Annotated in this window: 14 protein-coding genes; 4 read left to right on the top strand and 10 right to left on the bottom strand. The window is 38.6% G+C overall.

Annotation, left to right across the window (positions count from 1 at the left end; translation table 11 throughout):
• Position 1: 1 nt before the first annotated feature.
• Genes waaF through C9J46_RS09865 form a run of 5 tightly spaced genes read right to left on the bottom strand, consistent with a single transcriptional unit; the run spans position 2 to position 4858 of the window.
• A complete protein-coding gene (gene waaF / locus C9J46_RS09885) occupies positions 2–1033 on the bottom strand; it encodes a lipopolysaccharide heptosyltransferase II (RefSeq protein ID WP_107260597.1) in 1032 nt (343 codons plus the stop codon).
• 15 nt (positions 1034–1048) lie between these two features.
• On the bottom strand, positions 1049–2131 hold the full coding sequence (locus C9J46_RS09880; protein ID WP_107260600.1) for a glycosyltransferase family 4 protein: 1083 nt from the start codon (positions 2129–2131) through the stop codon (positions 1049–1051).
• Positions 2132–2178: 47 nt separating this feature from the next.
• Positions 2179–2910 (bottom strand): glycosyltransferase family 2 protein, encoded by a 732-nt coding sequence (locus C9J46_RS09875; RefSeq protein WP_107290842.1) that lies wholly within the window; start codon positions 2908–2910, stop codon positions 2179–2181.
• Entirely contained in the window at positions 2907–4487 is a 1581-nt protein-coding gene (locus C9J46_RS09870) for a capsular biosynthesis protein (RefSeq protein ID WP_107290841.1), read from the bottom strand. The genes C9J46_RS09875 and C9J46_RS09870 overlap by 4 nt, the downstream gene beginning before the upstream one ends.
• The gene (locus C9J46_RS09865; RefSeq protein WP_107290840.1) at positions 4478–4858 is read right to left on the bottom strand and encodes an HAD-IIIC family phosphatase; all 381 of its coding nucleotides are present in this window, start codon (positions 4856–4858) and stop codon (positions 4478–4480) included. Before C9J46_RS09865 ends, C9J46_RS09870 begins: the two co-directional genes overlap by 10 nt.
• A gap of 98 nt (positions 4859–4956) precedes the next feature.
• Here C9J46_RS09865 and C9J46_RS09860 point away from each other — a divergent pair, with 98 nt between their 5' ends.
• From C9J46_RS09860 to C9J46_RS09850, 3 genes are all read left to right on the top strand, one after another.
• Positions 4957–6000 (top strand): WavE lipopolysaccharide synthesis family protein, encoded by a 1044-nt coding sequence (locus tag C9J46_RS09860; protein ID WP_233217739.1) that lies wholly within the window; start codon positions 4957–4959, stop codon positions 5998–6000.
• 115 nt (positions 6001–6115) lie between these two features.
• Complete coding sequence (locus tag C9J46_RS09855; RefSeq protein WP_158259611.1) at positions 6116–7225, top strand: glycosyltransferase family 9 protein; 1110 nt, start codon at positions 6116–6118, stop codon at positions 7223–7225.
• Positions 7222–8316: a glycosyltransferase gene (locus C9J46_RS09850; RefSeq protein WP_107290838.1), complete on the top strand. Its 1095-nt coding sequence runs from the start codon at positions 7222–7224 to the stop codon at positions 8314–8316. The genes C9J46_RS09855 and C9J46_RS09850 overlap by 4 nt, the downstream gene beginning before the upstream one ends.
• A gap of 11 nt (positions 8317–8327) precedes the next feature.
• Here C9J46_RS09850 and C9J46_RS09845 read toward each other — a convergent pair whose 3' ends face one another.
• The 3 genes from C9J46_RS09845 to rfaD are packed head-to-tail and all read right to left on the bottom strand — an operon-like array spanning position 8328 to position 11407.
• Positions 8328–9515, bottom strand: a complete 1188-nt coding sequence (locus tag C9J46_RS09845; protein WP_107290837.1) for an O-antigen ligase — start codon at positions 9513–9515, stop codon at positions 8328–8330.
• Complete coding sequence (lpxM, locus tag C9J46_RS09840) at positions 9508–10455, bottom strand: lauroyl-Kdo(2)-lipid IV(A) myristoyltransferase (RefSeq protein WP_107290836.1); 948 nt, start codon at positions 10453–10455, stop codon at positions 9508–9510. Before lpxM ends, C9J46_RS09845 begins: the two co-directional genes overlap by 8 nt.
• Before the next feature lie 7 nt (positions 10456–10462).
• Positions 10463–11407, bottom strand: a complete 945-nt coding sequence (gene rfaD / locus C9J46_RS09835) for an ADP-glyceromanno-heptose 6-epimerase (protein WP_045083840.1) — start codon at positions 11405–11407, stop codon at positions 10463–10465.
• A 115-nt stretch (positions 11408–11522) separates the two neighbouring features.
• On the opposite strand from rfaD, the gene C9J46_RS09830 reads away from it, so the two are divergent.
• A complete protein-coding gene (locus C9J46_RS09830) occupies positions 11523–12167 on the top strand; it encodes a TetR/AcrR family transcriptional regulator (protein WP_107207462.1) in 645 nt (214 codons plus the stop codon).
• A gap of 85 nt (positions 12168–12252) precedes the next feature.
• Here C9J46_RS09830 and envC read toward each other — a convergent pair whose 3' ends face one another.
• Entirely contained in the window at positions 12253–13548 is a 1296-nt protein-coding gene (gene envC, locus C9J46_RS09825; protein ID WP_107260621.1) for a murein hydrolase activator EnvC, read from the bottom strand.
• Positions 13549–13556: 8 nt separating this feature from the next.
• On the bottom strand, positions 13557–15098 hold the full coding sequence (gpmM, locus tag C9J46_RS09820; RefSeq protein ID WP_107247075.1) for a 2,3-bisphosphoglycerate-independent phosphoglycerate mutase: 1542 nt from the start codon (positions 15096–15098) through the stop codon (positions 13557–13559).
• Positions 15099–15389 lie beyond the last annotated feature (291 nt).

Genomic DNA, 15389 nt, shown 5'->3' with positions numbered 1-15389 from the left:
CTTACGCTTGTTGCAACTTATTGATCGCAGCAACCACTAAATCAGGTGTCAGCTCTGTTAAACACTTCAAATGACCTAATGGACACTCGCGCTTAAAGCATGGGCGACAACTGATATCGGTATTTAATACTTCAACATGCTTAGCTAGCGGTGGGGTATAACCCGGTGATGTTGAGCCGTATAACGCCACGATATTACAGCCAACAGCGGCTGAAATATGCATTAGGCCAGAGTCATTGCTAACGACGGTCTTACAGGCGGCAAGTAAATCAATTGCTTCGATTAAAGACGTATTACCAGCAAGATTTTGGCAATGCGTTTGCATTTCCTGCGGCAGGCTGGCTTTTATTTTATCGGTCACTTCACGATCTTTTGCTGAGCCGAATAACCATACTTGGTTACCTTGCTCTATCAGCGTTGCGGCAGCTTTTGCAAAATGTTGCTCCGGCCAACGTTTTGCTGGACCAAATTCAGCACCTGGACATAAGCCAATCACGGTTCTTTCTTTGTTTAAGCCGAATTTAGTTATCGCTTCATTTTGAGTTGTGGCGTCGATGGTAAGCTTTGGATGTGGCATATCAGTTAAACAGCCCGAGCCTGTCATTTCCGTTGCCGGATGCGCGAGTGCAATATAGCGTTCAATCATCAAATTGAATGATTTTTTGTTATTGCGCAGATCATTAAGTAAACCGTAACGCATCTCACCTTTCCAGCCGGTACGAACTGGGATCTTGGCAAATAAGGGGATTAATGCTGATTTGGCTGAATTAGGTAAAACATACGCATGATCATAGTTGTCATCGCGAAGAATTTTACCTAATTGATAGCGAGCAAACAGATTGAGATCGCCATGGCCAAGCGGCATTTCAATCGCTTGATTGACCTCAGGCATGCGTTCAAGCACGGGCTTACACCAGCCGGGCGCCATCACATTAATGATAGCGTCAGGGTGAAGCTTTTTAAGCTCGGTATAAAGACATTGCGACATTACCATATCGCCAACCCATGATGGGCCAATAATTAATATTTTCACATTACAACCGTTGGTTTATACGCTTTGAAAGAAGTTCAGCTGCTGCTTTGTTGTTTCTTGGATTGAAAAATGGGCTTTTAATCGTTGTTGTGCATTCTGTCCCATTTCAATGCGTACTGTTTTAGATTCTGCTAATTGTTTAATTTTATCAGCTAATGCTTGAGGATTATTGGTTTCAACCACAAATCCGGTTTTACCTTCTTCTACTAACTCTTTACTGCCGCCAGTAGTTGTGACAACGGAAGGTTTTGCCATTGCCATCGCTTCGATAATTGTTTTGGGTAGACCTTCACCGCTAATAGATGGCTGCACTTGGATATCGGATGTCGCCATGATTTCAGGTACATCAGAGCGATAACCTAAAAAGTGAATACGATCCTGCATGCCACTGTTTGCTGCTAGTTGATCATTTTCTTCCGTATCCATATCACGACCAACGAGTACCAGATGTAGATTGTCGATATCGGCTAATTGCTTAGCTGCATCAAGCAGAACATGCACGCCTTTGGATTTACGTGCATTGGCGACACAGGTAACAATAATATCATCATCGGTTAAGCCGAGTTGCTCACGTGGCAGAGCATCTGCTTGATACCAAGCTAAGTCATGACCTTTATAAATGGTTTGAACTTTTTCAGGTGCTAGCTTAACAACGCTCCGTACAGACTCTGTAACCGCTTCTGCGACGCAAGAAATACCATTCACGCGAGGATGAAGATGGGTTAAATATGATGATGGGTCATGACGGTAAATACCACCAACAGTGCCACGGTAGCTAATAAGTTTTGTATCCGGAAAACCAATACAAGCAAACGCAGCGTTAGGGATAGTTTTAGAGTTAAGCGCATACACCACATCATAATGGTGTTGGCGTAGTTCATGACGAATTGTTTTTATTGTGTTGAAGCAAATTTTACGACTTGGGTAGCAATCGATAACCGTTATTCCAGCTTCACGAAAACGCTCGACATAAGGCGCATCACCTTGGGTGATAATCGTGACTTCGTGACCTTGTTTGACCATCTCGATACACATTTCGGCTTCTGGTCTAACGCTGTTCCAAGCATCCATATAGGAGCTTATTATCATTATTCTCATTATTTTGCTCAGTCGATTTAAATGTTTATCAAAATAAACGAGTAGGTTTATATTCTACAAGCTTTAAAGTCATCATACTCACTAGGGATGCCACAAAAGATAACATCTTTGCGCTCGATTAGGTGGTAGTGAATTGATTGATTGTTCTTGATGAGAAAATTGTACATCGGGGCAATATAAAGCTCTCCCTTTTCCCATTCCTCTTGTGGCAAAGCAAGATAGTGCTGATAGGCCGTTTCAAAATCTTGCTGGTGGGCAAAATGATAAAGACCAGTACAGCATAAATCAGAGATTGCTCGTTTCTCTGCTGTTTCGACAACTTCAGTTGAGTGTGTTGAACGAGGCTTGGCAAAAGACCAGTTATCGCCGCTACCTTTAAATACTTCGAGATAGCCTTGACCTAATAAAGATAAATCGGGGTAAATGAAATCAGGTCTGAAGGTATCGATATTAAATATAGTGATTGGCTGGCTTTTATCTTGCTCAATTTGTTGTAAGCCAAGGTAGACGGTCTCCGCTTGCCCTCGGGTTTCTTGTGTCAAAGTCACGATGGAGAAAGATTGTATCCCTAGAGCTTTCGCACGTTGTTCCACAAAAATGGGTGTTTGGTAAACATCACGCACAATAAATAAAAAAGTCTCTGTTGAAAAATAGGCTTTGAAGCTGGTTACAGCATGGTCAAAAAGAGACATACCATGCGCATCTAGCATGTATTTAGGCTGCGTGTATCCAGCCTTAAAAAAGCGAGAGCTTAAGCCTGCCATCGGAATGATTATCATTGGGCATACCTTTTCAATATTTGGTAAAGTCTAAATGCGTTAGCAAAAAGTGCATCTTGGCGCTGCTGATCATCACTATGTAGCGGCAACATTGATAAAAATAATTGGATTTGCATCGCATACAAATTCATAGGGGTAAGATTAAATTTCTTTCCTACAATCTCAATGAATAGTTGTTGTAAATCTTGTTGTCTCTGAGTGCTTGGGATGTGCAGAGTAATATCTTTATTCGTTATATCAACGTGATAGTAGCCAGCGATGATCCAATCATAGAGTCCTAGTACCGAGTGGCTTAACTTTGCAATATCGTAACGAGTATCCCCATAAATGGTGAGCTCATTATTCGGTGTCAATCCTCGTGGATCGATGGTCTTTATTCGATTGGTTCTAAAATCATATAAAATATTGCTAAAACAAAAGTCGCCATGCATGACTGATGGTTGCGATTTATCTGTTGGTAGCCATTGTGATGAGGTGCTGAGAATATCATTTAATGTGATTTCTTCTCCATCAAACAACCAAGCATCTTCGAGTGATATGTGTCGGGTGGCACAGAACTCAATTAGTCTACTTGCTGTTTTCTCGCCAAAGAGATCATCTAGCGAAGAACAAGTGACGTCATGCGGAGCGGGAAATTCTTGGCACTGAGATATAAAGTTAATACAACTGTTAAAGATGTTGTTCCAAACAATTGTCGGTAATTCAGAAAAAACATACAGCTCATTTAATGCCGTGTGGTGTAAATATTCTAAACGATATTTATAGCGTCCTTGGCTTTCTTGGGATCCCATAAACTGAGGGATAAAGTGGCGCATCTCGAAAGGTAATAGTTCAAACCACTTTGCTTCGGCTTTAATCTTTATATTTTTTGAGCTTGATTTTTCAATCCAGTCTGGAGTGATGAGCAATTCGTTAAAAGCTCTTTGCGTCGTGAACTTTGCTTTTGAGCGGTAATACGTATTAACGTGTCCGAAATCAAGCCAATGATCAGTACTGATTGTTTGTAAGCCAATTTGGTTGTGGTAACGATTGAGAGCCTCAAGAAAGTCCCAATGACTTTTGGTGATAAGTCGAATTAATTGTCGAGGCTGATTAAATTTAAAATAGCCACAGACCATTTGATTACTCGATGTAAAGGTGTTTTTTGCTGATAACCATGGAGAGTTCGGGCCATTGTTAATTGTGGCCCAATTATAACCGTCTTCTACCTCTGTGATTGCAACGAGATTATTACCAAGTGGTAATTGAGTAATTAGCGTATCGCCAAATAATACATGTAGAGGACTATCGAAATTATCTTCGATAAGACTTATGGCTGCAACGAGCGATGCACCGAGTGATAAACCGTCAGGTGTTGATAATATCGTAAAGTTATTTTCTTCTAGCCAAGTCGCATCCGTTGGAGATATCGAATACGATTCAGGAAGTGAAATATATTTCTTTATACCTAGGGGAATAACAGTGTTTTGATGTTGAAATAAACGACGGTTACCAAGCGGAAGAAAACTTGGGGGAAGAGCACCAAACTCAGATTGTAATTCCATATCAACATAGGCCGCTGACATGATTAAGAACATACTTTCTCCTTTGCAATTAATGCATTGATTTCGTCGTGAGAGAGGGCTGCAAATTCAGACGGGCGAATTGCGCGATCATCAATATAAAAGCCGTCATGACCACACCAAGGCTTACCAACAATTACTTCATCGTAAGGAACATTGTATCTATCTAGCCATTCGATGATAAGTGGTAAAGTATGGATATTAATTTTACCGATATTCCCATTATGCGTACGCATATTGCGGGCAGTGAAAATAACGATTTCAAAGCCTTTTTCTTTGTAAGTGTATAAATTGTCGATAATTTCTTGTCGAGGTTTTACATTTCTATAATCAGAGGTATCAGCTTGCGTTAAGGTGCCATCTAAATCAACAACCAGTCTTTTCATTTTAGGTCAATCTTCATGTAGAATGTTTGCCCAATAGTTTATCTGATTAATATAATGAAGTCTTTTTTTGTCATAAATGATGACGAGGTATCCCTATTTTGGACTTGGGTTTAAAAATTAATAACAATTCTATACCGTTTGAAGAAATTACTGTCGTTGTCCAAGGACCGGTTCAGACATTTGCGGATAGACAACAAGAAGATGGCATAACCCAGCGTTGTTTAAGGTCAGTGCGACAGATGCTACCTGGCGCTCATATCATACTGTCGACATGGAAAGATCAAGATTTAGCGGGCTTAGATTATGATCAATTAGTCATAAGTGAAGATCCTGGCCCCAATACTCGATATTACAAGAAAAATGGAACTCCACAGTATTATAACAATAACCGTCAAATAGTATCGACGCTAGCTGGATTAAAGCAAGTACAAACCAAATATGTGGTAAAGCTGAGAAGTGATAATTACCTCGAATCGAATGATTTTATAAATATTCAACAGCAATATAAAAGTCGTTGCGATGCGTTTAAGTTTTTAAAAGAGCGGGTTGTTGTGCCAAATATTTTTACACGTAAATATGCGAAGGGGCATCGAGTCGCTTTTCATGTTAGTGATTTCTTTTATTTTGGTTTAACCGAAGATGTTTTGGCGCTGTGGCAGTTTGAATTAATCCCTGAATTTACCTTAACTAAGCCGGGGATGTTAAATGATGGCTATCCAGACTACCCTGTTGATTGTACACAATTACTTTTTCTTAATGCCTTAAAACAGTTTGATCCAACTATTCACTTAAATGGACTGCTAGATAATAACAAACATACCATTTATCAATCAGAGTTATGCATGGCGAATAATTTAGTTGTTGCTTCTGCAGAAGATATTGGTTTAGGACTATGTAAGAAATTTAAAGAAAAGGTGAGAGTTTCTAAGCCGAAAGGGAAGTGTGCTCATTATCAATATAGAGAGTGGCAGGAGCTCTATAAAAAATATTGTGATGCTAGATTTGACGTAAACTACCCTTTAAAAGAAAAGCTTGGTCTATTTTTTGAACGTTGTTTATACGTCTTTCCTGTGTATTTTGAAACGAAGATTAATTTATGTAGGCGTACTAAATTTTTTTTAAAAAATAATAAGTTAAACTAAGTGTTCGGTTGAATTAACTGATGTGTTTGGTGTTGATAATATTGTCGCATTAATAGAATGAAGATATCGAATATCATCATTGTATTTATGAAAAATGTTTAGTAAAGGTTATCAGATGAATTTGATTAAGCGACTAAAAGCAAAGTGGCGCACCGTTCGAAATACACAAAAAGCGATAAAACTTAAAGCGGCTTGTGCGCTTTATGATCATCGGGACTGTTCCGATGTTTTTTGCGCAGAAGATGTGAAGCATATAGTTATATTTCGTTGGGATGATAAGCTTGGTGATTGTATTATGGCAGGCATTCTTATCAATAACCTGCGTTTACATCGCCCAGACATAAAAATTACCGTTATATGTCGTCAAACAACTAAGTTATGGTTAAATAAAGTTTCTTTTATCGATGAATATATTTTATTAGGCAAGCATAATTTACGTAAAACATTACAGCCTTATAAAAATAAATATGACGTATTTGTTGATGTTTCAAATGGTTTTTCTTACAAAGAGATATTTATTGCGAAATACATAAATGCTAAACATTATTTAGGATTCAGTGCGGATAGATTTAATATCATTGATGTTTCTATTGACAGTAATCAAACGCATTTTTATCAACGATATATTAATGCGACAAAAGTTTTAACGAATAAAGATTGTTTGACTTCTGAAAAACCTCCTGTACCAAACTATAATAAAGAGCTTGAATTTCTCGACTCATTAATAATAGATAAAGATTATAAAAATATAGTTGGTATTAACTTTTTTGGTTCAGGTAAATATAGACGATTTAGTTTTGAAAAAGCAGTATCTTTGATGAAGTATTGGTTGGATAAGTATCCTGAAGACTTGTTAGTTTTATTACCAACACCAGGTGAAGAGAAATTTTTAACGAAGCTGATCAGCCAATTTTCTTCGTCTAATTTGCTCTTACCGACAGATAAAGCGAGCCTTGAAATGTCTTTAGCTATTATCGATAAGGCTGATTTTACATTGACTCCTGATACCGCAGTAGTACATATGGCTTCGGCATTAGATAAACCTGTAATTGGTATATATCGTGAAAATAGAATGAATTATGAAGAGTGGAAACCATTAGGTATGTATTCTCAGACCATCTTTAATCGAGAGCCTATTTGCGATAATGATAGTGTATATGTATATGAGTTCGGATATGAACAACTAGAAGAAGCCAGAACAAATATATTGAAGGCAATAAAATGAGAATTGGATTTTTTTTACGAGATCTAAAGGTTGAAGGGGTTCAAGTTGTTACTGTTCGTCTAGCGGAAGCATTAACAAAACTTGGATATCAATGTGAGTTTATTACTCTGACTTCTGAAAAAGAATTAGCTGTATCAGAAAATATTAAACATCATGTTTTATCCATTACTGAAAAAGTTAAATATAAAAAAGCGAATATTCAAGCTGAAAAATTTTTACAATGGTTAAAAATAGAAGAAAAAGAAAAAAGTTTTGATGTTATTTTTTCTGAACATGGTGAGACAAACGATATTATCTCTTATATTAATGATCCTCGACTAATTTATTGTATTCATAACTCAGATGAATATACTTACAATAATAAAAATTTATATAATCGTTGGAAATATAAAAATAAAATAACAAAAAAGATTTCAGGTAAGCATGTTGTTTGTGTATCTGATGGAATTAAAGACTTTTTAATAGAAACTTCAAAAAATAGTTATAAGTCAATATCTAGGATTTATAATCCATTTTTATTTGAAGAAATAAAAAAGCTATCTTTACAAGATACTGCTTATGACTTACCAGAGAATTTTATTGTTTTTGTTGGACGATTAGAGAAACAGAAAAATTTAAATTTATTACTTGAAACTCTTGTTAAGATGAAAAGTAAGATCAACCTTGTCATCATAGGTGAAGGCAGTTTAGAACGGGATATAAGAAATAAGGCAAAGATATTAGGATTAGAAGATCAAGTTTTTATTTATCCTTTCTGTTTAAACCCTTATCCAATTATGCGCCAAGCCAAAATGTTAATATTGACGTCAATTCATGAAGGATTTGGTAACGTACTTGTTGAATCATTAATTTGTGGCACACCTGCGATCAGTGTCAATTGTCCTAGTGGACCTTCAGAAATCCTTTCAGGGGATTTATTGAAGTATTTAGTCGATTCATTCGAACCAGATGTTATTGCTAAAAAAATAGATGAAATCTCAATAGATGTAGATAATGAGATACCATCATCGAGCTATGATAAATTTTCAGCTGAAAATATTGCTCAAGAATATATTGATTTTATATATAAAGTAAAAAAAGAGGGGCTGTAAAGCCCCTTTTCTCATTTTATCTTATTTTTACCATATACTATTGCTAGTAGAGTAAGAAAAAGAATAAAGAGTTGCTTGTTAACTAAAGGTGGATCAGTTAAGCCTGCTATCATAAATATTGATGTCAAAGAATAAAAACTTATTTTGGTAAAGTCATCTTCTTTATTAAGTGTAAATAAAGGGACTAATAAAAATAACAGGAGAATAATTAAACTTTGAACTCCCCATTTCACAGCTATATCTATGTACTGATTATGAAAGTGTATTAGGGTGAAATAAAAGTTATTCTTATATATCTTACCTTCATCCATGAGCTTCTTAATTGCTGGATGAATGTTATTTCCTGTACCTTTGAAAGGAGAGTTTTCAATGGTGAGAATACCTGCTTTCCAGAGATTTAACCTAATCCCTATTGATGAACTATCATTGCCTTTTTCTATGAGTGAAAATTCATAAGCAGTTTTATCATATAGACGATCTTTTAAAACAGGAAAACTAATAACTACCATAAAAGCAGAAATAATAATAAAAAAAAGTATGCTTTTTTTCTTGTTTTCACTTCTCTTTATAATAAAGTAAATTGCCGATAAAACTAATGTAATGATAAGCGCTAAAATAGTGCCTCTTGTTTCTGTTAGCATTACAGCAATAAAACTTAATATTACTGAGAGTAAACAAATTATCTTATATTTAGTATCACGGATACAAAAAAAACAAACTAGAGATAAGGCAGATAGTACACATAGGTAAGTTGAAAATGGGATTGGATTTATATCTAAAGATCCCCTTTCAATATTTAAAACAAAAATATTATAACTTACAAAAAATAATGAAATTATACTTCCTATAAGACTATAAATACAGATCCGCTTTGGTGATATTAAGTCATATGGAAGGAAAAGTGTTAACACTAATGTCGTCGCAATAGCTCGAAATATTATAGGTGTTTCGAAGTGGAAAACTTCACCTAAGGCAGAGTATATAAATAATACTACCAGTATAAGGAGGTATTTATTTTTAAAATTTCTTTTTAATACCTCAAATTTATAAGTAATTAATGTTAATAGTAGAGATAAAAGTGTAAGTGTAACTAATATTTTATCACCATTATGTATTGTAAATAGACCAGTTAGAATCCACAGCACAGGTAAAGTGATAGTAAAGGCATTGATATTTTTTAACATATTGTATTTATTCATACGGATTCTTATCACTATTAGGTCGTGTCTTTAATAAACGCAGAATCCACATGTATTGTTCTGGACGCTCACTCACGTATTGCTCGATACATTCGTTCATCATGCGGGCATCTTGCTCTTCAGTTTCACTAGGGAAAGGCAGAGCAGGGTAGAAATCTAATTCATATTTACCTGATTCACTGTTGTACATCGCAAAAAGCGGTACGATCTTTGCGCGACTTAATTTAGACAGTCGGCCAAGACCTGACATTGTTGCTTTGGTGGTAGCAAAGAAATCGACAAATACGCTGTGCTCAGGGCCAAGATCTTCATCGGGTAAGTAGTAACCTAAGTACCCTTCGCGAATCGATTTAATAAACGGTTTAATACCACCACTGCGTTCATAAACACGGCCGCCGTATTGCACACGTTGACGATGCATCAACCAGTCTGAGACTGGGTTTTTCTGCTTTTTCGCCATTGCAGAAACAGGTAAACCGCGTGATGCAAGCAGTACCGCAGGAATATCAATCGCCCAAGTGTGAGGGACTAACAAAATCACGCTTTGCTGCTGATCGGTGAGAGTGGTGAGATTCTCCATCCCGCGGATCACGGTATTATCTTCTAACCAAAATTTGCTACGTACACTTAACGATGCAAATCCCAGCAAGAATGTACCTGCGGTGGTGATACTTTGCAGTAGAATATCTTCACGTTCAGCATCGGTTTTGTCAGGAAAGCACATCTGTAAGTTTACGCGCGCACGATGGTTTGATTTGCTCTTTAACTTGATAGCTTGTTTAGCAAAGGTACTCGCAATTGCGCGGCGTGCGTTATGGGGCAGCAAGCAAAATAGAGAAGCGAGGATAACGGCAAGCCATGTCCCCCAATATTTAGGTGCTAGAAAAGACCATTCAAATTGTGGGTTATAAGCTTGTTTATCGTAATGGTTATCAATCATATCGTTATTATTTGTTTAGGATTGTCATGTATTCTGCAACGCCTTCAGCAACAGATTTAAACGTTTCTGTATAGCCTGCAGCGCGCACTTTAGTCAGATCTGCTTGGGTGTAAGTTTGGTAACGACCTTTTAGGTGCTCAGGGAAGGGAACTGACTCAACTTCACCTTTGCCATGATATTTAACGACAGCATCAGCTACTGCTTGGAAAGATTCAGCATTGCCTGTACCACAGTTAAAAATACCGGATACACTATTTGCTAAGAACCATAGGTTCATTTTGCATACATCGCCAACATAAACAAAATCACGCTTAAAGGTTTCAGAGCCTTCAAACAGTTTTGGGTTGCCACCTGCATTAATTTGAGTGTTTAGGTGAAAGGCGACAGAGGCCATACTGCCTTTATGTTGCTCACGCGGGCCATACACATTGAAATAACGGAAGCCAGTGATTTGCGATAGTTTCTCACCATGTGCTTCAGCATCTTGCCAAATACGGCGAACATAGTTATCAAATTGTTGTTTCGAATAACCATAAACGTTCAGTGCACCTTCGTATGGCTTTTCTTCGATGAAATCATGATCGCGACCACCATAGGTTGCTGCAGATGAAGCATAAAGGAACGGGATTTGGCGCTCTAAACAGTAATGTAAAAGCTCTTTTGAGTACTCATAGTTATTGAGCATCATGTATTTACCGTCCCACTCAGTGGTTGCTGAGCAAGCACCTTCATGGAAAATGGCTTCAATATTTCCGAACTCATCTCCCGCCATAATCTGGGTGATGAAGTCTTCTTTGTCCATGTAATCGGCAATGTCTAAATCGACAAGGTTGGCAAATTTAGTCCCGTCTTTGAGGTTATCCACCACTAAAATATCGTTACAACCTTGCTCGTTAAGGGCTTTTACGATGTTGCTGCCGATCATGCCGGCGCCGCCAGTAACAATTATCATGGGAGAAAATCCTTCATTGATGAAATAACAACTTGTAGCTATGGCGCTACAGAGCAAAAAAAACGTTAACTTATGATACATTATATGTAGAAGAAGGGCGAAGGAAGTCAATCAAATGAAAACCCGAGACAGAATTATTCATGCTGCTTTAGCGTTATTTAATGAGCGTGGAGAGCCAAACGTAACGACGAACCATATCGCCGCCGATCTCGCGATCAGTCCGGGTAATCTTTATTATCATTTTAGAAATAAAGAACAGATCATCCACAGTATTTTTGATTTATATGCCACTGACTTACAAGTGAGCTTTCAACCGCGTAGTGAAGCGGAAACGACAGAAAGTCTGTTGAGTTACCTCGATGCCGTATTTTTGCTGATGTGGCGCTATCGTTTTTTCTACGCAAATTTGCCTGATATTTTACGTCGTGATCCTGAATTACAGCTTAAATATCTCGAAGCACAGGCGCAACTTCGCAGTAATATCGCGATATTGATGCAAAGCTTAAAAGAAGGTGGATTGGTTGATATCGATGATGAAGATTTGAAAACCTTGGCTGAGACGTTGTTGATGGTAGCATCAAGTTGGATTAGCTATCAAACGACCCAAGTCGCTGGTGCTAAAATAACCCCAACGGTTATCTATAAAGGTGTTATTCAGATACTTAATATTGTAAGGCCGCTGGCAACACCGTTAGGCTGCGAACGTGTAGAAGCATTGAAACAGTATTACGAACAACAGGAACAGCAAGCAAAGCGTTAAAAATCCGTTGCGAAAGAAGCGATATTAAAAAAGGTTGGGATAATAACTATCACCAACCTTTTTATTTTTAGTATTAGAGTGGAGCTTAATCAAGCCAAGGTTTAGGATCTATTGGCTGGCCTTTACGGCGTATCTCAAAGTAGAGTCCGGGTTGGGTTTGGCCACCACTGTCACCGACTAAGGCTATTGGCTCTCCAGCTTGGACCGTATCACCGACTTTCTTCAGTAGTGTTTGGTTATAGCCATAGAAACTCATGTCACCTTTACCGTGATCAATACCAATCATCAAACCATAGCCACGTAGCCAGTCTGCAAAAATAATGCGACCAGAATAAATCGCTTTTACTTGGCTCCCCATTGGCGAGCTAAATACCATGCCTTTCCAGCGTAATTGCCCTTGCTGGTGCGAGCCGTAATTATGCAAAATAGTTCCTTTTACTGGCCAGTATAGTTTGCCTTTATGGCGAGCAAGGCCGTCCATCGGCACACGTGCCTGTTGGTTTGCATATTGTCTGTCAATCTCACGTGCTTCAGCTTCAGCTGCAGCACGCGCTTTGGCTTCTTTTGCCGCTTTTATGCGTGCTTGAGCTGCCGCTTTTTCACGGGCAATTCTTGCCGCTTCTTCACGGGCTCTTCTTTCTGCTTCCGCTTTCGCTTTGGCAATGGCAGCGAGCATTTGTCTTTCGTTGGCTTGTAGTTCAGCTAAATCTTCACTGCTGCTATCGATTTGACTTTTAATGCTAGATAGCGTTTTTTGACGTGATTGCTGCTGTTGATCGAGTGTTTGTTTTTGCTGTTTAAGAGTGTTGAGTGCTTGTTGCTGCTCCGTTTTTTGCTCGTTGAGCTGGTGCACTTTCATTTGAATTTCAGTTTGCGTGGCATCAAGGGCATCGATGGCATTAACACGGGCTTTACTGATGTACTCAGCATAGGTTGTCATTCGATCAAGGCGTGTTGAATCCTCACCGCTTAATAAGCTGGCGATATCACTGTCTTGGCCTTGGCGAAATTGGGCATTTAAGATTGAAGCAACAACGGCTTTCTGTTGTTTCTGTTTTTGTTCTAGTTCTGTTTGTTCCGTATTTAACTTATCAATAGCGCGTTTAATGGTTGCTAATTGATTGTTTGTCGCATGAATATCATTCGCAGCTTTGGCAATGTTCAGTTCGTGTTGTTTTAGATCTTGTTGCAAGCTGTTGTATTTCTTTTGCTTGCTTGCCAGTTGATTTTTTTGACGTGAGATTTCCTGTTTTACGCCATCGAGCTGGTTTTGACTGGACGCTGCACATGGAACGGCAAATGTCATGCATAAAAGAACGCCAGTGCATAATGCACTGGCGCGGATTTTTTTGTTTAGATGTTTTCTAATCATATCTCGCATGGAGATAATTATTTCAGATTGTATAGCACCTGACCAGACATCTCTGCAGGGATTTCCATATCTGTTAGTGAAAGCATCGTTGGCGCAAGATCTGACAGCTTACCACCTGACTTAAGTTCTAAGTCTTTGCTACCTACGTAGATAAGTGGCACTGGTAGATTAGTGTGTGCTGTGTGGATACCACCGGTTGATGGGTCAACCATCATCTCGGCATTACCGTGGTCGGCAGTGATCAGTAACTGACCGTCCATTTCTTTAATCGCTGCAACGACTTTACCTAGGCAAGTATCTAGTGCTTCACACGCTTTCACTGCAGCGTCGTAAACACCAGTATGGCCAACCATATCACCGTTAGGGTAGTTACAGATGATCATATCGAACTCACCACCTTTGATTGCGGCAACAAGCTTATCAGTTAGCTCTGGTGCACTCATTTCAGGTTGAAGATCGTAAGTGGCTACTTTTGGTGAAGCAACAAGTTGACGTGATTCACCATCAAACTCATCTTCTTTACCGCCATTGAAGAAGAAGGTTACGTGCGCGTATTTTTCTGTTTCAGAAATACGTAGCTGTTTTTTGCCTTTCTTCGATAGCCATTCGCCTAATGTATTGTCTAGGCTTGCTGGTTTGAATGCTGTTGTTAGTTCAATATCTGCAGCATATTGCGTTAGCATTACAAAGTCAGATAATTGTGGGAATTGTGCACGCGCAAAATCGGTAAAACCTGGCTCAAATGCACGTGTGATTTCACGCGCACGGTCAGCACGGTAGTTCATGAAAATAACGCTATCGCCATCTGCCACGATTGCTGCTTCTTGACCTTCAGCACGCACTTCAGTTGCTTGTACAAATTCGTCATTTTCATCACGCTCGTAAGCCGCAGCTAGACCGTCAACGGCATTAGCGACTGTGAACTCCGCTTTAGCAGCAGTGATAAGATCGTACGCTTTTTCAACGCGATCCCAGTTATTATCGCGATCCATTGCGTAGTAACGACCAATCAGTGATGCGGTACGTCCTTTGCCTAGCTTGGCAAATAGTTCATTAAAACGAACCAGTGAATTCTTCGCGCTACGTGGTGGCGTATCACGGCCATCTAGGAATGCGTGAAGGTAGATTTTCTCTGCGCCACGTTTTGCTGCCATTTCAATTGCAGAAGCAATGTGATCTTCGTGGCTGTGTACGCCACCAGGAGATAGAAGACCTAAGATATGAACCGCTTTACCTGCGTTTACTGCTTTGTCGATAGCCGTTACAAGTGCTTCATTTTCGAAAAACTCACCATCGCTGATCGCTTTAGTAATACGAGTAAGATCTTGGTATACCACACGGCCTGCACCGATATTAGTATGACCTACTTCAGAGTTACCCATTTGACCGTCAGGTAGACCAACATCAATACCAGAAGCTGAAATTAGTGTGTTAGGGTTTTGAGCAAGCAGCCCATCCATTACTGGTGTTTGAGCGTTAGCAATGGCGTTATCCGCATTGTCTTCGCGGTAGCCCCAACCATCTAAAATAACAAGTGCAAGTGGTTTCTTCGCAGACATGTTCTGTCCCTCTTCGAATAAATGAAAATCTATATCAATTGCCTTAACTGCTTAATATAAAAGCATTTTTAAGGTAATTGTAATATCCATTAATGTGATTTTACTACAGAAAGTATTGAAAGCAGTAGGAGAAGTTCAAACTTACTGTCGAGCGTATTGTGACCTATTCGACAAAATATATGCATTTATTGTCTTGAGTGTAAGCCCTAGATCACAGTTTTTCTCTATTTCATTAATAGGTAAGTGCGAGATTCGCTTTTATACTGGGTGGTGCGCATCACTTATTAATAG

It is taken from the genome of Photobacterium sp. GB-36, from assembly GCF_003026135.1.
Classification (GTDB): Bacteria; Pseudomonadota; Gammaproteobacteria; order Enterobacterales; family Vibrionaceae; genus Photobacterium.
Note: the sequence above shows the minus strand (reverse complement) of the source record. Positions and strands in the feature narration are given on the sequence as shown.

Bases quoted from the DNA above. Each gene is read 5' to 3' on its own strand.
- C9J46_RS09870 (WP_107290841.1), bottom strand. From the start codon at position 4,487: ATGTTCTTAATCATGTCAGCGGCCTATGTTGATATGGAATTACAATCT.
- C9J46_RS09880 (WP_107260600.1), bottom strand. From the start codon at position 2,131: ATGAGAATAATGATAATAAGCTCCTATATGGATGCTTGGAACAGCGTT.
- C9J46_RS09855 (WP_158259611.1), top strand. From the start codon at position 6,116: ATGAATTTGATTAAGCGACTAAAAGCAAAGTGGCGCACCGTTCGAAAT.
- C9J46_RS09875 (WP_107290842.1), bottom strand. From the start codon at position 2,910: ATGATAATCATTCCGATGGCAGGCTTAAGCTCTCGCTTTTTTAAGGCT.
- C9J46_RS09845 (WP_107290837.1), bottom strand. From the start codon at position 9,515: ATGAATAAATACAATATGTTAAAAAATATCAATGCCTTTACTATCACT.
- rfaD (WP_045083840.1), bottom strand. From the start codon at position 11,407: ATGATAATTGTTACTGGCGGCGCCGGCATGATCGGCAGCAACATCGTA.
- envC (WP_107260621.1), bottom strand. From the start codon at position 13,548: ATGCGAGATATGATTAGAAAACATCTAAACAAAAAAATCCGCGCCAGT.
- C9J46_RS09830 (WP_107207462.1), top strand. From the start codon at position 11,523: ATGAAAACCCGAGACAGAATTATTCATGCTGCTTTAGCGTTATTTAAT.
- C9J46_RS09865 (WP_107290840.1), bottom strand. From the start codon at position 4,858: ATGAAAAGACTGGTTGTTGATTTAGATGGCACCTTAACGCAAGCTGAT.
- C9J46_RS09850 (WP_107290838.1), top strand. From the start codon at position 7,222: ATGAGAATTGGATTTTTTTTACGAGATCTAAAGGTTGAAGGGGTTCAA.
- lpxM (WP_107290836.1), bottom strand. From the start codon at position 10,455: ATGATTGATAACCATTACGATAAACAAGCTTATAACCCACAATTTGAA.
- gpmM (WP_107247075.1), bottom strand. From the start codon at position 15,098: ATGTCTGCGAAGAAACCACTTGCACTTGTTATTTTAGATGGTTGGGGC.